A 15,785-nucleotide genomic window follows, 5' to 3' on the forward strand; every position below is an offset into this window, starting at 1 on the left:
TAAATTCGGCTTGCTGCAACGGCAGGAACAAGACAAGCGGATCGATGAAAAAACGGACTATCCGTAAATACGGCAGCCCGCTTTTTGTTTCATTCTATAGTATGCCTCTACTGCGGGAGCATCTGGGAGTCTAAAATCAGCTCAGAATCGCCAGCTCGGTCTCCTTATCAAAGATATGGCACTTCAACATATCCAGCGCGATGCTGGTTTTGTCGCCGGGCTTCGCGGTGGAGGCGGGGTCTACGCGAGCGGTAAGAGAGTTGCCTTCGCAGTTCAGGTACAGGTAAATTTCCGCACCCATCAACTCCGTTACTTCCACATCCGCAGCAGCCAGACTGTCCTGCGATTTTGCGAGGAAAGCAGGCTCATCATGAACATCCTCGGGGCGAATGCCGAAGGTGACAGTCTTGCCTACATATGCATCCAGAGAAGTCCTCTCTGTTTTGGACTGCGGAATCTTCACCGTGGTCTTGCCGAAGGTCAGCGCGTACTGCGCGCCGTCCTTACTGAGAACTGCATCCAAAAAGTTCATTTGGGGCGATCCCATAAAGCCGGCTACAAATTCGTTAACCGGGCGCTCATACAGATTCTGGGGCGTGTCGACCTGCTGAATAAAGCCGTCCTTCATCACAACGATACGGTCGGCCATCGTCATTGCTTCGGTCTGGTCATGGGTAACATAAATAAAGGTCGTGCCGAGGCGCTTATGGAGCTTTGCAATCTCGGTTCTCATCTGGGCACGTAGCTTCGCATCCAGGTTGGAGAGCGGCTCGTCAAGAAGGAAGACCTTGGGGTCGCGAACAATCGCACGACCCAGCGCAACGCGTTGGCGCTGGCCGCCGGAGAGAGCCTTCGGCTTTCTGTCGAGCAGGTGAGAAATATCCAGAATGCGGGCGGCTTCTTCCACGCGGCGTTTGATCTCATCCTTTGGAGTCTTGCGCAGCTTCAGGCCGAAAGCCATGTTATCAAATACAGTCATGTGCGGATACAGCGCATAGTTCTGAAACACCATGGCAATATCGCGGTCTTTGGGGGCGATGTCGTTGGACAGCTTGTCCCCGATGTACAGCTCTCCCTTGGAAATTTCCTCCAGCCCGGCGATCATGCGAAGCGTGGTGGATTTTCCGCAGCCAGATGGGCCAACCAAAATGATAAATTCTTTGTCTTCAATCTCCAGGCAGAAATCAGTAACCGCCGTTACCCCGCCCGGATAAATCTTGTAGATGTTTCTGAGTGATAAATTTGCCATAATAAACCTCCTGAGCATATGGATCGGTCTGAGCACACGGCGCTTCCCGCCGTTAAAACCTGAGTGAAATAGCAAGATTTGATATTACTAATATATCAGAACCACCCCGTTTTTAACAGACCTTTTTTACCCAAACTTTGCATGGAGCGTTTAGGTAAATCCCATAAAGAAGCTAAAGATGTGATAAAAACGAAGAGGCTTTTCAGGTGAAAACCGCCAGAATTTCTTTGGCAGTCATTTGTCGAACCTCGCCCGGAGAAAGATTTGGGTCTAATTTGAGCGCGCCAATCTGCACGCGACGTAGCGCCAGTACGGTTTTTCCCCTGGCCGCAAACATCCTTTTAACCTGATGAAATTTTCCCTCATAGATACATACGCGCGCCTGACGCTCCGGCGGCGTGATTTTTTCATCGCACAGTTCTGGCGGCAAAACAGACAATTTTGCAGGAAGCGCTTCGAAATCTTTCATTTTTATTCCGACAGAAAAGGCCAGAATATCTTCGGAACTGATTGGCAGATCAAGCACAGCATCATAGATTTTCTCAACTTTCTTCTTCGGGGAGAGCATTTTATGTGCATAATCTCCGTCATTTGTCAAAATGAGCAAACCCTCGGTATCTTTATCGAGCCGACCCGCCGGGAACAACCCCCGGCGCTGCCACTCCTGCGGAACCAGATTCACTACGGTTTCGGCCCTTGTATCGCGTGAAGCGGACAGAACCCCTTTCGGTTTATTCATCATCAGGTAAATAAAGCGAGAAACCGACAGCGCGCGCCCCTCTACCGCAATCACATCCTGTTCCGCGTCTGCCTTCTGCTCCGGCCTTACAACCACTGCTCCGTTCACTGTCACCAGCCCTTTGCGGATCATCAGCCCTACTTCCTTGCGGCTGCCTCTATTCTGGGAAGCCAGTATTTTATCGAGCCGTTCCAGCGCCATGGTATTCTCTCCCTGCCTTTTCGTATTCCTGTATCACTAAACAGCCTAACTGGCCATCCGGCTTAAAACGACGATTTCTTCCTCCGCACACGGCGGGGGAAGAAATCGATGTCTCTTTTCAAACGGTATGGTTCTATTGTACCGTGAGCAGACGGTTAACGTCAAGAAGAAAAGCGTACGGAGGATCGTACTCCGCACGCTTTTCTGGTATTGTCGTATCGAACCGGGCTTACCGGCGGTGAAAGCCGCTCCTGCCCTGAACGCTTACAGGCCGATTCTATTTCTATTCGCCGGGTTAATCCGTTGGCCATGCGTTGGTGGGGATTTCGCTGACATTCGTTGTCTTGGCAGACTCAGCGGCAGATTCAGCCGAAGAGGTGAGCTGCTGCGCCGTGTTGCCGGGCATAATGCGTTCGCTGCCGGAGAAGCCGCACATGGAGCCTTCCAGCGGAGTGGAGCTGATGTCGCCCCCAATCACCTTGCCTGCGTATACCAATATAGTAGCGCGAACCAGCGCACCCTGATCGGTGGCGTTATTGATTTGGTACACCCACTGCTTGCAGATCTTGCCCGCATAACGAGTCAGATCCAGCCCCTGCTCCTTTTGCAGAGCATTGTATTTTTCATATACCTCGTTAAAGGTCGCCGGAATCGTCACCTCTCGGATTTCGAGCGGCTCTTCCGTAACCTCCCAGCCAAACTGGGTTAAAAATTCAATGCGGTCTTCGTTGCTTTCCGCCTTTAGATTATATTTCTGGCCGCCCATCGTCGCTTCGCTTCCGGACCCATGAACAACCACTGCGGTAATTGTAACGAGAACCAGCACCAGAATCAGGAAAACAACCAACAGAATATTTTTTTTCTTAGCTTTCACAGATACGACAAACATCGCTCTCTCCCCCTTACTTCATAGTAATACATATGCACGGCGCGTCACGCTCATGCAAGCATTTTAGCGGGGAGAAAAAATCCTTCGCTGTTTGCCGGATTCCTGTATTTGAGTGCAGTGAAAAAGCGATCAGCACAGCATGTTAATGCACCAGATCACAAACGGCTGATAGAACACATCAATCAGGAACGCTCCCACGATAGGGACAATAATCAGGGCCTTGCGGGATTCCCCGTATTTCGCCTGTATGGTGGTCATGTTGGCCACCGCAGTGGGGGTGGAACCGATGTCGTGCCCGATGAGCCCGGCGCACATGACGGCCGCATCATAATTTTTACCTAAAATTCTAAAGATTACGAAGTATGTAAGCAACACCAGGAAGACTGTTTGAGTGACCAGCACGATCAGCAGAGGCAGCGCCAATTCGGCCAGCTCCCAAAGCTTGAGCGTCAGGAGCGCCATCGACAGATACAACCCCAGTGTAATATCGCCGACCTTGTCGTTAAAATCCATGCGGAACTCGTAAAAATGATACTTCTCATTCAGGTTGCGGACCAGAACGGCAAAAAACATTGCGCCCACATAGGTGGGGATTGACATATGGATTAGCTGCCCCAGATACCCGACAATTACGGCCCCAAGCGTCATACAGAGCATCAGCGCGGTCAGATTCTTCATAGTGGCGGCATAATCCATTTCCGGGCGCTCCGCCGCTTCTGTTTCGTACCCTTTGACGTCGATTTCAAACGTTTCTTCCGGTTTTGGCTCCAGCCGGTAGCGAATAATCAGGCGTCGGCCCAAAGGCCCGCCGATCAGGCTGGCTACAATGAGGCCGAAGGTAGCCGCCGCGAGCCCTACCAGGCTGGCCCCGGGGTAGCCCATCGCTTCCAGCGTCTGGCCATAAGCCGCCGCACCGCCGTGGCCACCCACCAGCGCCACCGGGCCGGATACAATTCCATAAGCCGCGTGCAGTCCTACCATGGGGCCAAGCCCGACGCCAATGCCTGTTTGCAGCACAGTGACCACTACGTTTACCAGCCAGTAAATCAGCAAAAGCTTTCCGCCGGTCAGCAATACCCGCAGGCTGGCACCAAGCCCCACCGTGGTAAAAAACGCAAGCATAAATACCGACTGAAGGGAGGAATCAAATTTAAAATGGATGATTCCGCTTAAATAAAACCCAAAATTGAGGAACACAAACAGGAATCCACCCACCACGGGAGCGGGGATACAAAATTTTTCTAAAAAACCAACCTTGCTTTTGATCGAATAACCTATCAGCAGAAAAATCGCCCCCAGGGTCATCGTACCAATGTTGTCAAACGAAAAAGTTAAGACCGAATCGATAAATTCCGCGCGCATGCTATTGACCTCCCCAATCCTTATTTGAATACCCAAGCAGACCAAAAACCGCAAGATCCGCTACGGTTTTTGGCAGATATTCCTTAATACCTATGAAAAAGTGCCACCAATCATGATTTGCACACACAGGGCAGAACGGTCAAATCCAAGCCGTTTCGCTCCCGTTTGCCTCGTTATTTCGCCCCCTCTCTTTTATAATTATAAAAGATGATTCTCTAGCATTAGTGTCAGAATCATTTTTTGCTGCCGCAGCGAAGCTGATAGGAAGTAATAAATTAAATTTTTAATTATTTGTATAATATTTTATCTATTTTTATGGTATTGGAAACTTGCGGAAAAGTCAACCCCCTATTTTTTTAAAAAATAATATATTGTTTGCAACAAAAAAGCCACCGGCGAACCGGCGGCTTTTTGATTCTTAAATTTCACTTTTAAAAACTTCTTTAAAGGAATTTTCTTACGCCTTGCCGGCGCAGCCCAGCACAGTGTTGATCTTATGCTCTACCATCTCTTTGATGGCGGTACGGGCGGGCGCGAGGTATTGGCGGGGATCAAAATGGGAGGGATTCTCCGCCAAATATTTGCGTACGCTGGCGGTCATCGCCAAGCGCAGATCGGAGTCAATGTTGATCTTGCAAACAGCCATGGTGGCAGCCTGGCGCAGCATTTCTTCCGGAATGCCGATCGCGTCGGGCATGCTGCCGCCGTAACGGTTAATTTCCTCTACAAACTGGGGAACAACCGAGGAAGCACCGTGCAGCACGATGGGGAATCCGGGCAGGCGGCGGGAAACCTCCTCCAGAATATCAAAGCGCAGCTGGGGCTTCTGGCCGGGTTTAAACTTGTATGCGCCGTGGCTGGTGCCGATGGCGATCGCCAGTGAATCCACGCCGGTTCTCTTGACAAAATCCTCTACCTGATCCGGGTCGGTAAAGTGGGCCTTGTCCGCGTCCACGCTCACCTCATCCTCAATGCCGGCCAGTTGGCCAAGCTCGGCTTCAACCGTCACATTATATTTATGCGCGTATTCCGCAACGCGGCGGGCTTCGTCCACATTTTCTTCATAAGACTTAGAGGAACCGTCGAACATCACGGAGGAAAATCCGCCGTCGATGCACTCCTTGCACAGCTCGAAGGAGGGACCGTGATCCAGATGCAAAGCGATAGGCAGCTCGGGGTCCAGCTGAACCGCAGCCTCCACCAGCTTTGTCAGATAAGTGTGGTTGGCATATTTGCGCGCGCCTGCGGATACCTGAAGGATCACGGGAGCCCTCAGCTCATGGCAGGCCTCTGTGATTCCCTGAATGATTTCCATGTTGTTGACGTTGAATGCGCCGATGGCGTATCCGCCTTCATAGGCTTTCTTGAACATTTCCGTCGTATTTACCAATGGCATTTGGATCACACTCCTGAATGATTATTAATGTATTATACCGCAGGCGCAAAGCGCCGTCGTGATATATTGATCAATTGGCGGTATAATGCCTTGCAGCCATTATACCATAAAACGGAAGAAAAGACAGGCTTGAGAAAAGAATACCTATAAAAATCTTCCGCAAAATTTTTGTAAGATTCAGGCTGTAAACAGCTGCGCGTTGCACCTGCTGTAATGAAACAAATACTGCTGAGCCACACCAGCATATGGCCCGAGCTGCTGCGGCGTATAGCCGGGCAGCAGTACCGCCATGGCGCGCTTCATCCATACGTCCATGGGGAAGGCCTCAAGCCGATGCAGCCCGTACAGCAGCGCACACTCCGCCACCTTTTCCCCCACACCGTAGATCGTCATCAGGCTTTGCCGCGCCTCATCAATCGGCAGGCGTGCAAGCGCGTCTAAATCCACCTCGCCGCCGGCCACCTTCTGTGCCGCGTCGATCAGGTACTTGGCCCGGAAGCCGCTGCGCACCGGCGCAAGGGAATCTACCGTCTGAGCAGCCAGACATTCCGGCGAAGGAAAATCGAAAAAGCCGTCCTGCTCTTCGCCGAGCAGTCGGCAGAGCCTGTCCACCAATCCCTTAATGCGCGGAATATTATTGTTCTGCGATAAAATAAACGAGCACAGCGCCTCCCATGGGTCCTGCCGCAGCAGGCGGATGCCCGGAGCGAATTCCGCAGCCTGCCGCAGCGCCGGATGCATCTGCGCCAATGATTCGCGAACCGCCGCGTAATCAAATTCAAGATCAAAATAAGGAATCCAGATTTTTTCGAACTCCGCCGCCTTTACGTCGTGGAACAGCACGGTACCGTCCTGCTCCGTGATCTTCAGGCTGCGCCCGCAGGCAATCCCACGGTATTCTCCGCCGGGCAGCACCTGCCAGCGGAAGCACTGGCCGCAGTCCAGCGTCTGGAGCAAATCCAGCTCAGGGGACGACGGGATCTCCACCCCGCGTAACGTTTTTCGATATTGCATGAGTTCCTCCTTTGCCGCGCTCAGCAGCGCGGCGTGTATCAACGACCCCGTGAGGGCCGAAGCCGTTTGCGGGATTTTTGTTTTTTGCTGAAACCGGGCGGCCGTGGGCCGCTCCGGGCTGATGATCTGATATTTTTAGTATAGCATACTTTTACGCAAGCGAAAACGGGTCGGTCAAACTGTCCGCGTAAAGGGGAAAATACTGCCTGTTGTTTGGAAAACTGTATTTCTCCGTCGGATTTGGTTGACATAACAGACATTTCCACAAAATCCAGTCAAAACTTAACACACCGGTATATCGTGACTTATCAACACTTTCAACAGAGTTATCCACACTATGTTCCGGGGTTATCCACCGGATTTATGTTAACCTGAAAGTTTTACATATGGTATAACCAAGCTTTTGCGCAATCCTTTTCCTCACCCGTTCCGTATAAACGTTTGCCTTTCGCCTAAAATAAGGGTATTAAATCATCAGGAGGCTCACTTATGATTCGCGGAATCAGCAGACAGATTATTGAGGTGAAGGAAACAGGAAATATTTACTACGAAAGCGCCTATCTGGTGGTAAAACCGGAATACGCCAGCGCCGAGCGCGAGCTTTTGGAGCGCGAGGCTCGCAAAATACTGCGCAGTATGGACGCTCCCTCCGGTATGAAACGCGCGCGCGGAGTGTCTTTCTGGGCAACCCGGGTCGTCCCTCCGGCGGCGGTGGCAGCGGCAGCAGCCATCTTATATTTTGCCACGGTTTGAGCCGGCGCGCAATCCGCCTTTTTTTAACAATTTATTTTCCTTTCTGCGCTCTTTTGTGTTATAATAATTTTCAAATCATGATATGTACCGGCGAAGAGTTGGTTTCTTTCCCCGGTTGCTTGTTCTTTTTTCTACGCACTGACAAGAGCGCTCAGAAAGGGACCGCCGCCGGACGAAACCGGCAAGCTTCTTTTCCACACAATCAAGGCGCGTGGGCACTTTCCATAGAGCGCCTTTCCGGTAGCTTTCATCAAAGCATTCTGAAACTGTTCCACAAAACGGTTTCCAAAGGCGAAGCCTTGGCGCGTCTTTGCTTGCTTCGAACTCATTTCGATGCAGTCTTACTAGATAAAACAATAAAAAATTACACTTAACATTCATCGGCTTGCCTGCGGAGCGGAGCCGCCGCCCCGGCACTGAAACAGCGAATGACCGTAAAGAGGAGCAGAACATATGGAAGAAAACAAAACCGCCGCGCGCGGTGAAGACATCATCGCGGGCAGAAACGCCGTAACAGAGGCGCTCCGAGCCGGGCGCACTATCGACAGCATCTACGTAGCCCGGGGAAACCGTACGGGTTCCATTGGCGGCATTATTGCAACGGCAAAGCAGATGGGCATCCCCATAAAGGACGCAGACCCTAAAAAGCTGGATTATCTGTGCGGGCATGCCAACCATCAGGGTGTGGTGGCAGTGGCCGCCGTAAAGGAATATGCCACACTGGAGGATTTGTTCCGCGTGGCCGAGGAGCGGGGCGAACCGCCGTTCTTTCTGATTGCGGACGAGCTGGAAGACCCCCACAATCTTGGGGCGATTCTGCGCACGGCAGAATGCTCCGGGGCGCACGGCGTGATCGTTCCGCGCCGACGTGCCGCTGGCCTTACGTTTGCCGTAGGCAAGGCGTCGGCCGGTGCGGTGGAATATGTGCCAGTGGCCCGGGTAACGAATCTGCCCAGCACGCTGGAGGAACTGAAAAAACGCGGCCTGTGGATTTATGCCGCCGATATGGACGGTCAGGACTGGTGTAACGTTGATTACCGCGGCCCCACCGCAATCGTGATCGGCTCGGAGGGCTTCGGAGTCAGCCGGCTGGTCAGGGAAAAATCGGATTTTATCATATCTTTGCCGATGCTGGGAAAGATAAACTCGTTGAATGCTTCTGTGGCATGCGGCGTGATTTGCTATGAGGTCGTACGGCAGCGCAGGGGGATTCAGGCCAAATAAGCAAAAGGACGGGAGCGTGTAGCTTACCATGGAAAACAACAGGGGAAAAAAACCGCCGGAATACTCGGTGGATGATATCCTGGCGGAAGCCAAGGGCCGTTTGAGCAGCAAGGCGTATGAAACGCTGACCGGTAAAGACGAGCAGGACGCGCCGCGGATTCAGCCGCCCGAGCCCCAGCCAAAGCCGGAGCAGCCGGCCCCTCCCCAGCCCGGGCCAGAGATTCCGGGCCCGGTTTCGCAGCCCCCGCAGGAAATGCCGGCTCAGCCGACTACCCCCGGGCAGAACGGAGAAATCCGCTTTCGCGCGGACAGCGGGACGCAAAGCCTCTTACCACCCAAGCCCGAAGAAGAACAGCCCGCTCCTCGCGGGCTGAAGGGCTTTTTTGCGCGCCGGCGCAGCCGCAAGGAAGCAAACGCCTGCCAATATGATGACGAAGAGGACATTTACTACGGGCTTCAGCTCAAGCCGGTAGAGGAATATAAAAAAGGGTACGACGATACCGCTTCCGCCGAAAAGGGCCCGACCGCCGCGTTTCGCTATTTGTTTGATGAAACGCCCGAGGACGAGGTGGAGAAAGAAATATCCGCCCGATTCCAGCCATGGGAACCGGACGAGCCTGTGCGCCTGATCAGAGAAACGCAGCAGCGGCTGCTTGGCCCCACCGCACCCGAAGCCGCTAAGCCACAGGCCGCGGAACAGCACCCCCGACATAAAAAAAGCACACAAGCGCAGCAGGCGGCTGACACCCAGCGGAAAAAAGATTCGACGCAGGAATTCCGCCTGCCCGAGCTTCCTACCGGCCACCACCTGCGCCTCGAACCGCTTCCGTTCCCGAAGGAATCGGAAGGCGGCTATATGGATCTGGAAGAGGCCGCCCGTCTGGTACAGCAATCTCAACCAAGCTCTCCGCAACAGCCGGCACAGCCAAAAACCAACCGGCCAGCGCGTGAAGTGATCACCGCGCAGCCCCCCATTTCAAAAAATGAAATTACAAAAGAAATAGAGGTTGTTTCTGCCGAAACGGAAAAAAAGCCGTCCTCCGCCGCCAATCTGCCGAAACAGGAAACCACCACCCAGACGCCTGTACAGGTTCAGCCCAGTCCGGCCGCCGTGCCGATCGAGCCGCAGCCGGCACCGGAACCCGCACAGCCTGAGCCGGTAAAGCAAAAAGCGGCCGAGCATGAAATTCCTCATCCAACTCCCACAGAGCAGCAGGTGGTTCCAGCAAAACAGGAGCCGGAACCAAAAGCGGTTGAACCACGGACGGAAGCCGAACCCCTACCGCAATCGGAGGAGGAGAGAAAAGCCCGCGCCGCGCTGGAGCAGCTTCAGGCGCAGGCCGCTCAGCGCAAGGCCGAGCAGCAAAAGAAGGAACAAATCCGCGCACTGGTTCGCGCGTCGCGCAAATATCTGCCGGATTCCCTTCCCGTTCACGTGCTGGAGTTTGACAGGCTGGAAGCGGCGCTGACCCGCGTGGAGGAGAGCTACCAGACAGCGCCCGAGCAACCACCGAAACCGCCCGAAGAGCCGGTGCAGGAACCGCGCCGCCGAAAGCGTTGGCAGGCCGCCTCTCTCGGAGTACATACTTTCCACTTTCTTGGGGAATCTGAAGAGGACAATGACCCTGGTGATGAACCCGGCACCGAGCCGGAACCTGAGAATCTGGACGATTATACCGCGCCGGAGGACGCACCCTCGATTCTGCACGAGCTGAGCGCGGAACACCGTGCGCTGGCTCTGCGTGTTTCGGTTACGGGTATTCTGATGCTTGTGATGCTGTTCTGGGGATTTGTCAGCGAACGCTCTGGCATGCTGCCCTCCTTTATGCAGGCAGAGGTTCTTCCTCTGGCATACCTGATTGCGAATTTGTGCCTTCTCACTATTGCGATGGTGTTCTGCCGCAAAACAGTGTTTGGTGGAATCCGGATGCTTCTGACCAGGCAAGCCAACGCTGACAGCGGCGTGGCTGTGGCTGCCGTAGCCGCGTGGATTCAGGGCTTTGCCCTGCTGTTCCAGGCGCAGCAGGTAGAGAAGGGCCAGCTGCACCTGTATGCCGTTCTGGCGGCGCTCGGTCTGTTCCTCAACTCTGCGGGCAAGCTTTCCATGGTGCGGCGCATCCGGGCAAACTTCCGCTTTTTAACCTCGCCCGAACCAAAAATGGGCATTGAACTGTTCGACGACTACAATACCGCCCTGCAGCTGGCGAAAGGCTGCGTGGTGGGTGAGCCTCTGATCGCATACCAGAGAAAGACCGGCTTTTTCCGGAATTTTTTGCGCAACTCCTATGAGCCAGATCCCAGCGAGCAGGCGTCGCAATCCATGACGCCGCTGCTGTTCCTCGGCACGCTGGTCTTGTGTGCCGTCAGCCTGGTGCTGACCCGCAGCGCCTCCGCCGCCGTAACAGCTCTGGCCGCCGCTGCCTGCGTGGGCGCGCCGATTACGAGCATGCTGTGCGCCAACATGCCGATCAGCCGCCTGTGCGCTCTGGCGCGGCGGTGCGGCACAATGCTGGTAGGTAATCCTTCCGTGGAGTATTTCTGCAACACCAACGCGCTGATGATGGATGCTAAGGAGCTCTTCCCCAAGGGGACGGTGATTCTGAACGGAATCAAGACCTTCGGCGGGCAGCGCATCGACGAAGTCATTATGGATGCCAGCGCGGTGATGTGTACGCTGGGCGGGCCGCTGAGCGATTTGTTTGAGCAGATTATTCAGAACCGGCGCGATATTCTGCCGAAGGCCGAAAACATCACCTATGAGGATGAACGCGGTGTTACCGGCTGGGTGAACGGCAGCCGTACCCTGGTAGGCACCCGGCAGCTGCTGGAGCAACACGGGCTCACACCGCCCTCCCGCGATTACGAAAACAAATATCTGCTGGGCGGAAAAAAGGTGGTGTACCTTGCCTCACAAGGTGAGCTGGTTGCCATGTTCGTCGTTTCGTATAACTCCGACAAGCGCCGCGCGCTGGAGCTGCGCCGCATGGAACAGAACGGCATCAGCCTGATTCTCCGCACGACAGACCCCAACATGACCCCCGAATTTGTGGCCGAATGCTTTGGTCTTGACCCGCATTCCGTTCGGATTCTGCCGGAAGCCCTCGGCGCTGTGTACCAGAAGAAAATTACAAAGGAACGCGAGCGGGCTGACGCTCTGTTTGTCAGCAAAGGGCGCCCCGCCTCGATGATGCGGATGCTGACCGCCTGTGTGCGGGAGAAAAGCAATGTAACAATGGCGACTCTGCTGCAAACCGTGGGGGTTATTCTCGGCTTCATGCTGGTAGCGTTTCTGGTCTTCTTTTCGGGACTTGAGCAGCTCTCTACCATGGCGTTGCTGCTGTACCAGCTGTTCTGGACCGCGGCCGTGCTGGGCATCCCCCGACTTCGAAAGCCATAAAATAAAAAACTGCCGACCAATCCTTGGTTCGGCAACATTCGACGGACAGCCCTGATAAAATAGGTCTGTCCGTTTTTTTGTGCTGTCAAAAGAATCTCGGCGAAACTGCGAGCGAAAAACGATTTCGTTATATTGTATAGTTTCCATAAAATTCTCTTATTTAAAGCGTCTAATTTATTGGAAGGCATTGCTTCCTCTGTGAAAATAGGATATAATTGTAAAAAATAACCGGGATTGGATTGTAGGTAATATCTAATTATATACCGTTTGCACAGAACGATACCCGGCATTACCCTACTGCCCCGCTGGGGCATCTTGAAAGGAGTTTTACCAAGTGAAGCAGTATCATGCAAAAAACATTCTGAACATTGCAATTGCGGGCCACAGCGGCTCGGGAAAAACTACGCTGGCAGAGGCATTGCTGTTTTTGTCCGGCGCATCCGACCGGTTGGGAAAGGTAGGGGAAGGAAGCACAGTTTGCGATTTTGATCCCGAGGAAATCCGCCGTAAGGCTTCCGTGGGCGCAGCCGTTGCTCCGTTAGAATGGAAAAATCACAAGATTAATCTGATTGACACTCCTGGCCTGTTCGATTTTGAGGGCGGGCTTTATGAAGCGGTTCGCGCCGCAGATTCCGTTCTGATCACGGTCTCCGGCAAATCCGGCGTGCTGGTTGGAACCGAAAAGGCAAATCAGGCGGCAACCGCCCGCAAGCTTTCTAAAATCTTCTTTGTCAACGGGCTGTGCGACGAAAGCGCACGCTTCTACCGCGTATTTGAAGACCTGAAAGCCAGCTTTGGCCCCTCCGTATGCCCGGTGGTCGTTCCCTATATTGTAGACGGCAATGCCGACTGCTACGTGAACATACTGGAATATAAGGCATATCGCTACCAGAACGGCACACCCGTCGAGGTGCCGATGCCGGACATGGGTGACCGTCTGGACGGCCTGCGCACCGCGATTTATGAGGCGGTGGCCGAAACCAGCGAAGAAATGTTTGAAAAATATTTCTCCGGCGAGCAGTTCACGCCGGAAGAAGTGATTGTCGGCGTGAGCAAGGGCGTGAAGAACGGTACCATCAGCCCGGTGTTCTGCGGCGATGCCCAGCTCACCTACGGCATTGAGCAGCTGCTCAACGGCCTGATCTGGCTGGCCCCCTCCGCCGAAGAAAAGAGCGGCGAGCTGGGTATCGATGTAGACGGTAACCCGATTGAGCTCTCCGCCAACGAAGACGGCGCGGCCGCCGCAATCGTATTTAAAACCATTGCCGACCCGTTCATCGGCAAGCTTTCCTACCTCAAAGTAATCTCCGGCAAAATTACGACGGACACGCCGCTGGTCAATATGAGATCCGGCAATCCCGAACGAATCGGCAAGGTCGTCACCATCCGCGGCAAAAAGCAGGAGGAGTCACAGGCGCTCGTAGCCGGCGATATCGGCGCGGTGCCGAAGCTGCAGGGCACCGGCACCGGTGACACACTCTGCTCGCCCGCCCGTAAGGTTGTGCTCGAGGGTGTGGATTACCCCGCGCCCACTCTTTCGATGGCGATTGTGCCGAAAGCCAAGGGTGACGAGGACAAGATTGCACAGGGCATCCTGCGCCTTTTGGAGGAGGACCCCACTCTGCGCTTTGTCAACAACTCTGAAACCCGCCAGATGATCCTCACCGGCCTCGGCGAACAGCACTTGGATGTTGTGGTATCGAAGCTCAAAAGTAAGTTCGGCGTGGAAATCACGCTGACAGAACCGCGCGTGCCGTACCGCGAGACCATCCGCAAAAAGGTACAGGTGCAGGGTCGCCACAAGAAGCAGACCGGCGGGCATGGCCAGTTTGGCGACGTGTGGATCGAATTTGAGCCCTGCGACGGCGACGGCCTGGAATTCGGCGAGCGCGTGGTCGGAGGATCAGTTCCAAAGGGCTTTTTCCCTGCCGTGGAAAAAGGTCTGCGCGAGTGCATCGCGAAAGGCCCATTGGCTGGGTACCCGGTGGTAGGCCTGAGAGCAACGCTGTACGACGGCTCATACCATCCTGTGGATTCCTCTGAAATGGCGTTCAAGCTTGCGGCTGCGGTCGCCTATAAAACCGGTATGCCGCAGGCGGTTCCGGTTCTGCTGGAGCCCATCGGTACACTCAACGCAACAGTGCCCGATTCCAACACCGGTGACGTGATGGGCGAGGTAAACAAACGCCGTGGGCGCGTTTTGGGCATGAACCCCGGTTCGGACGGAATGCAGGTAGTCGAGGCCGAGGTTCCGATGGCCGAGATGCACGACTTTACCACCTTTATTCGCCAGGTAACCCAGGGTCGCGGCAGCTTTACCTTTACCTTTGCCCGCTACGAAGAAGCCCCCGCGCAGGTGGCTCAAAAAGTAGTGGAAGCGGCCAAAGCATCGGAAAAATCTGAATAAATTTAATTGATAAGAGTACATCCGAACCATAGCCACTGAGGGCCATGGTTCGGATATTTTTTTATCAAAAAAAATTAATTTAAAATTATTGGAATATATTGTAACAAAACGGGGTCCTAAAACGTTATATTAATAGAGAATCAATTCTGGGGACAAGAATTTTAAAGAACCCCTCCTTTTGATTCCCGATTGGAAGATAAGTATAATCGCTTTCTCCTAATGCATCAAATTCGATGATGCACTCCTAATCATACACAGCAAGGGCGGGGATTCGAAAGAATCCCCGCCCTTGCTGTGTAACGATCTGTAAATGTGTTAGCCACTGTCAATGCACTTTAAAATCACCTTATACCAAGTCAGGACCACCAGCTAAGCTGGTGGCTTGGGAAAGCCCTAGAAGGGCTTCATACCGGCAAGCATCTAAAGACGCATCGAAGGATTTTTCTTCTGCATCATTCGCCCTACCGCCGTTAAAACGGCAGTATAATTATAGCCCTGTTAATCATTGTCACCTATAGGACAACAAAAGGGCTAAGGGATTGAGCAAAGCTAAAGCATCTGCCCCCGGCAGAGCCGGGGGTTGTCAAGAGAATAATACAACCGTTTCTTGCCCCGCCCACGGCGAGGCAGGAAACGAGTGACTTTTTTAAATTGGCATTCCAATATTTACGCATTTGTGATGCTATTGAGCAGCCCGCCCTTTGAGATAATATTCTGAATAAACGGAGGGAACGGCTGGGCCTGATACATTTTGCCCGTGGTGAGGTCGCGGATAACGCCGGTGTCAAAATCCACGCTGACCTCATCACCCGCCTGAATCTCGCGGGCAGCCGCCTCGCACTCCAGAATCGGCAGGCCGATGTTAATGGAATTGCGGTAAAAAATGCGCGCGTAGGTCGCGGCGATCACGCAGGAAATCCCGCTCGCCTTAATCGCGATGGGGGCGTGCTCACGGGAAGAGCCGCACCCAAAATTTTTATTTGCCACCATGATGTCCCCCGGTTTTACCCGGCTGACGAAATCCGCGTCAATGTCTACCATACAGTGCTGCGCCAGCTCCTGATGCGATGAGGTATTCAGGTAGCGCGCCGGAATAATGACGTCCGTATCTACGTTATCGCCGTACTTGTGTACTTTTCCTTGTGCGTTCATTC

The 15,785-nt window shown here is 53.7% G+C and carries 12 protein-coding genes; 4 read left to right on the forward strand and 8 right to left on the reverse strand.

Annotation, left to right across the window (positions count from 1 at the left end; genetic code table 11):
• Positions 1-136 precede the first annotated feature (136 nt).
• The 6 genes from QOS46_RS10405 to QOS46_RS10430 form a co-directional block, all read right to left on the reverse strand.
• Positions 137-1,249, reverse strand: a complete 1,113-nt coding sequence (locus QOS46_RS10405) for an ABC transporter ATP-binding protein (protein ID WP_283609503.1) — start codon at positions 1,247-1,249, stop codon at positions 137-139.
• A 202-nt stretch (positions 1,250-1,451) separates the two neighbouring features.
• The gene (locus QOS46_RS10410) at positions 1,452-2,189 is read right to left on the reverse strand and encodes a pseudouridine synthase (protein ID WP_283609505.1); all 738 of its coding nucleotides are present in this window, start codon (positions 2,187-2,189) and stop codon (positions 1,452-1,454) included.
• Positions 2,190-2,484: 295 nt separating this feature from the next.
• Positions 2,485-3,078 carry a DUF4830 domain-containing protein gene (locus QOS46_RS10415; protein WP_283609507.1) on the reverse strand — a complete coding sequence of 198 codons (594 nt, stop codon included), beginning with the start codon at positions 3,076-3,078 and terminating at the stop codon, positions 2,485-2,487.
• 129 nt (positions 3,079-3,207) lie between these two features.
• Positions 3,208-4,440 carry a sodium/glutamate symporter gene (gene gltS / locus QOS46_RS10420; protein ID WP_283609509.1) on the reverse strand — a complete coding sequence of 411 codons (1,233 nt, stop codon included), beginning with the start codon at positions 4,438-4,440 and terminating at the stop codon, positions 3,208-3,210.
• Positions 4,441-4,897: 457 nt separating this feature from the next.
• The gene (gene fba, locus QOS46_RS10425; protein ID WP_283609511.1) at positions 4,898-5,836 is read right to left on the reverse strand and encodes a class II fructose-1,6-bisphosphate aldolase; all 939 of its coding nucleotides are present in this window, start codon (positions 5,834-5,836) and stop codon (positions 4,898-4,900) included.
• A gap of 177 nt (positions 5,837-6,013) precedes the next feature.
• Entirely contained in the window at positions 6,014-6,850 is an 837-nt protein-coding gene (locus tag QOS46_RS10430; RefSeq protein WP_283609513.1) for a DNA-3-methyladenine glycosylase family protein, read from the reverse strand.
• A 489-nt stretch (positions 6,851-7,339) separates the two neighbouring features.
• Here QOS46_RS10430 and QOS46_RS10435 point away from each other — a divergent pair, with 489 nt between their 5' ends.
• On the forward strand, positions 7,340-7,603 hold the full coding sequence (locus tag QOS46_RS10435) for a hypothetical protein (RefSeq protein ID WP_283609515.1): 264 nt from the start codon (positions 7,340-7,342) through the stop codon (positions 7,601-7,603).
• A gap of 131 nt (positions 7,604-7,734) precedes the next feature.
• Here QOS46_RS10435 and QOS46_RS10440 read toward each other — a convergent pair whose 3' ends face one another.
• Complete coding sequence (locus tag QOS46_RS10440) at positions 7,735-7,932, reverse strand: hypothetical protein (RefSeq protein WP_283609518.1); 198 nt, start codon at positions 7,930-7,932, stop codon at positions 7,735-7,737.
• Between the two features lie 124 nt (positions 7,933-8,056).
• On the opposite strand from QOS46_RS10440, the gene rlmB reads away from it, so the two are divergent.
• The 3 genes from rlmB (at position 8,057) to QOS46_RS10455 (ending at position 14,631) form a co-directional block, all read left to right on the forward strand.
• Complete coding sequence (rlmB, locus tag QOS46_RS10445) at positions 8,057-8,827, forward strand: 23S rRNA (guanosine(2251)-2'-O)-methyltransferase RlmB (RefSeq protein WP_283609520.1); 771 nt, start codon at positions 8,057-8,059, stop codon at positions 8,825-8,827.
• A gap of 28 nt (positions 8,828-8,855) precedes the next feature.
• Positions 8,856-12,224, forward strand: a complete 3,369-nt coding sequence (locus tag QOS46_RS10450; RefSeq protein ID WP_283609522.1) for an HAD family hydrolase — start codon at positions 8,856-8,858, stop codon at positions 12,222-12,224.
• A gap of 334 nt (positions 12,225-12,558) precedes the next feature.
• Complete coding sequence (locus tag QOS46_RS10455) at positions 12,559-14,631, forward strand: elongation factor G (protein WP_283609523.1); 2,073 nt, start codon at positions 12,559-12,561, stop codon at positions 14,629-14,631.
• Between the two features lie 666 nt (positions 14,632-15,297).
• Here QOS46_RS10455 and leuD read toward each other — a convergent pair.
• Positions 15,298-15,783 carry a 3-isopropylmalate dehydratase small subunit gene (leuD, locus tag QOS46_RS10460; RefSeq protein WP_283609524.1) on the reverse strand — a complete coding sequence of 162 codons (486 nt, stop codon included), beginning with the start codon at positions 15,781-15,783 and terminating at the stop codon, positions 15,298-15,300.
• Positions 15,784-15,785 lie beyond the last annotated feature (2 nt).

This window comes from Faecalispora anaeroviscerum, from assembly GCF_947568225.1.
Lineage (GTDB): Bacteria > Bacillota > Clostridia > Oscillospirales > Acutalibacteraceae > Faecalispora > Faecalispora anaeroviscerum.

Bases quoted from the DNA above. Each gene is read 5' to 3' on its own strand.
- QOS46_RS10405 (WP_283609503.1), bottom strand. From the start codon at position 1,249: ATGGCAAATTTATCACTCAGAAACATCTACAAGATTTATCCGGGCGGG.
- QOS46_RS10410 (WP_283609505.1), bottom strand. From the start codon at position 2,189: ATGGCGCTGGAACGGCTCGATAAAATACTGGCTTCCCAGAATAGAGGC.
- QOS46_RS10415 (WP_283609507.1), bottom strand. From the start codon at position 3,078: ATGTTTGTCGTATCTGTGAAAGCTAAGAAAAAAAATATTCTGTTGGTT.
- gltS (WP_283609509.1), bottom strand. From the start codon at position 4,440: ATGCGCGCGGAATTTATCGATTCGGTCTTAACTTTTTCGTTTGACAAC.
- fba (WP_283609511.1), bottom strand. From the start codon at position 5,836: ATGCCATTGGTAAATACGACGGAAATGTTCAAGAAAGCCTATGAAGGC.
- QOS46_RS10430 (WP_283609513.1), bottom strand. From the start codon at position 6,850: ATGCAATATCGAAAAACGTTACGCGGGGTGGAGATCCCGTCGTCCCCT.
- QOS46_RS10435 (WP_283609515.1), top strand. From the start codon at position 7,340: ATGATTCGCGGAATCAGCAGACAGATTATTGAGGTGAAGGAAACAGGA.
- QOS46_RS10440 (WP_283609518.1), bottom strand. From the start codon at position 7,932: ATGAGTTCGAAGCAAGCAAAGACGCGCCAAGGCTTCGCCTTTGGAAAC.
- rlmB (WP_283609520.1), top strand. From the start codon at position 8,057: ATGGAAGAAAACAAAACCGCCGCGCGCGGTGAAGACATCATCGCGGGC.
- QOS46_RS10450 (WP_283609522.1), top strand. From the start codon at position 8,856: ATGGAAAACAACAGGGGAAAAAAACCGCCGGAATACTCGGTGGATGAT.
- leuD (WP_283609524.1), bottom strand. From the start codon at position 15,783: ATGAACGCACAAGGAAAAGTACACAAGTACGGCGATAACGTAGATACG.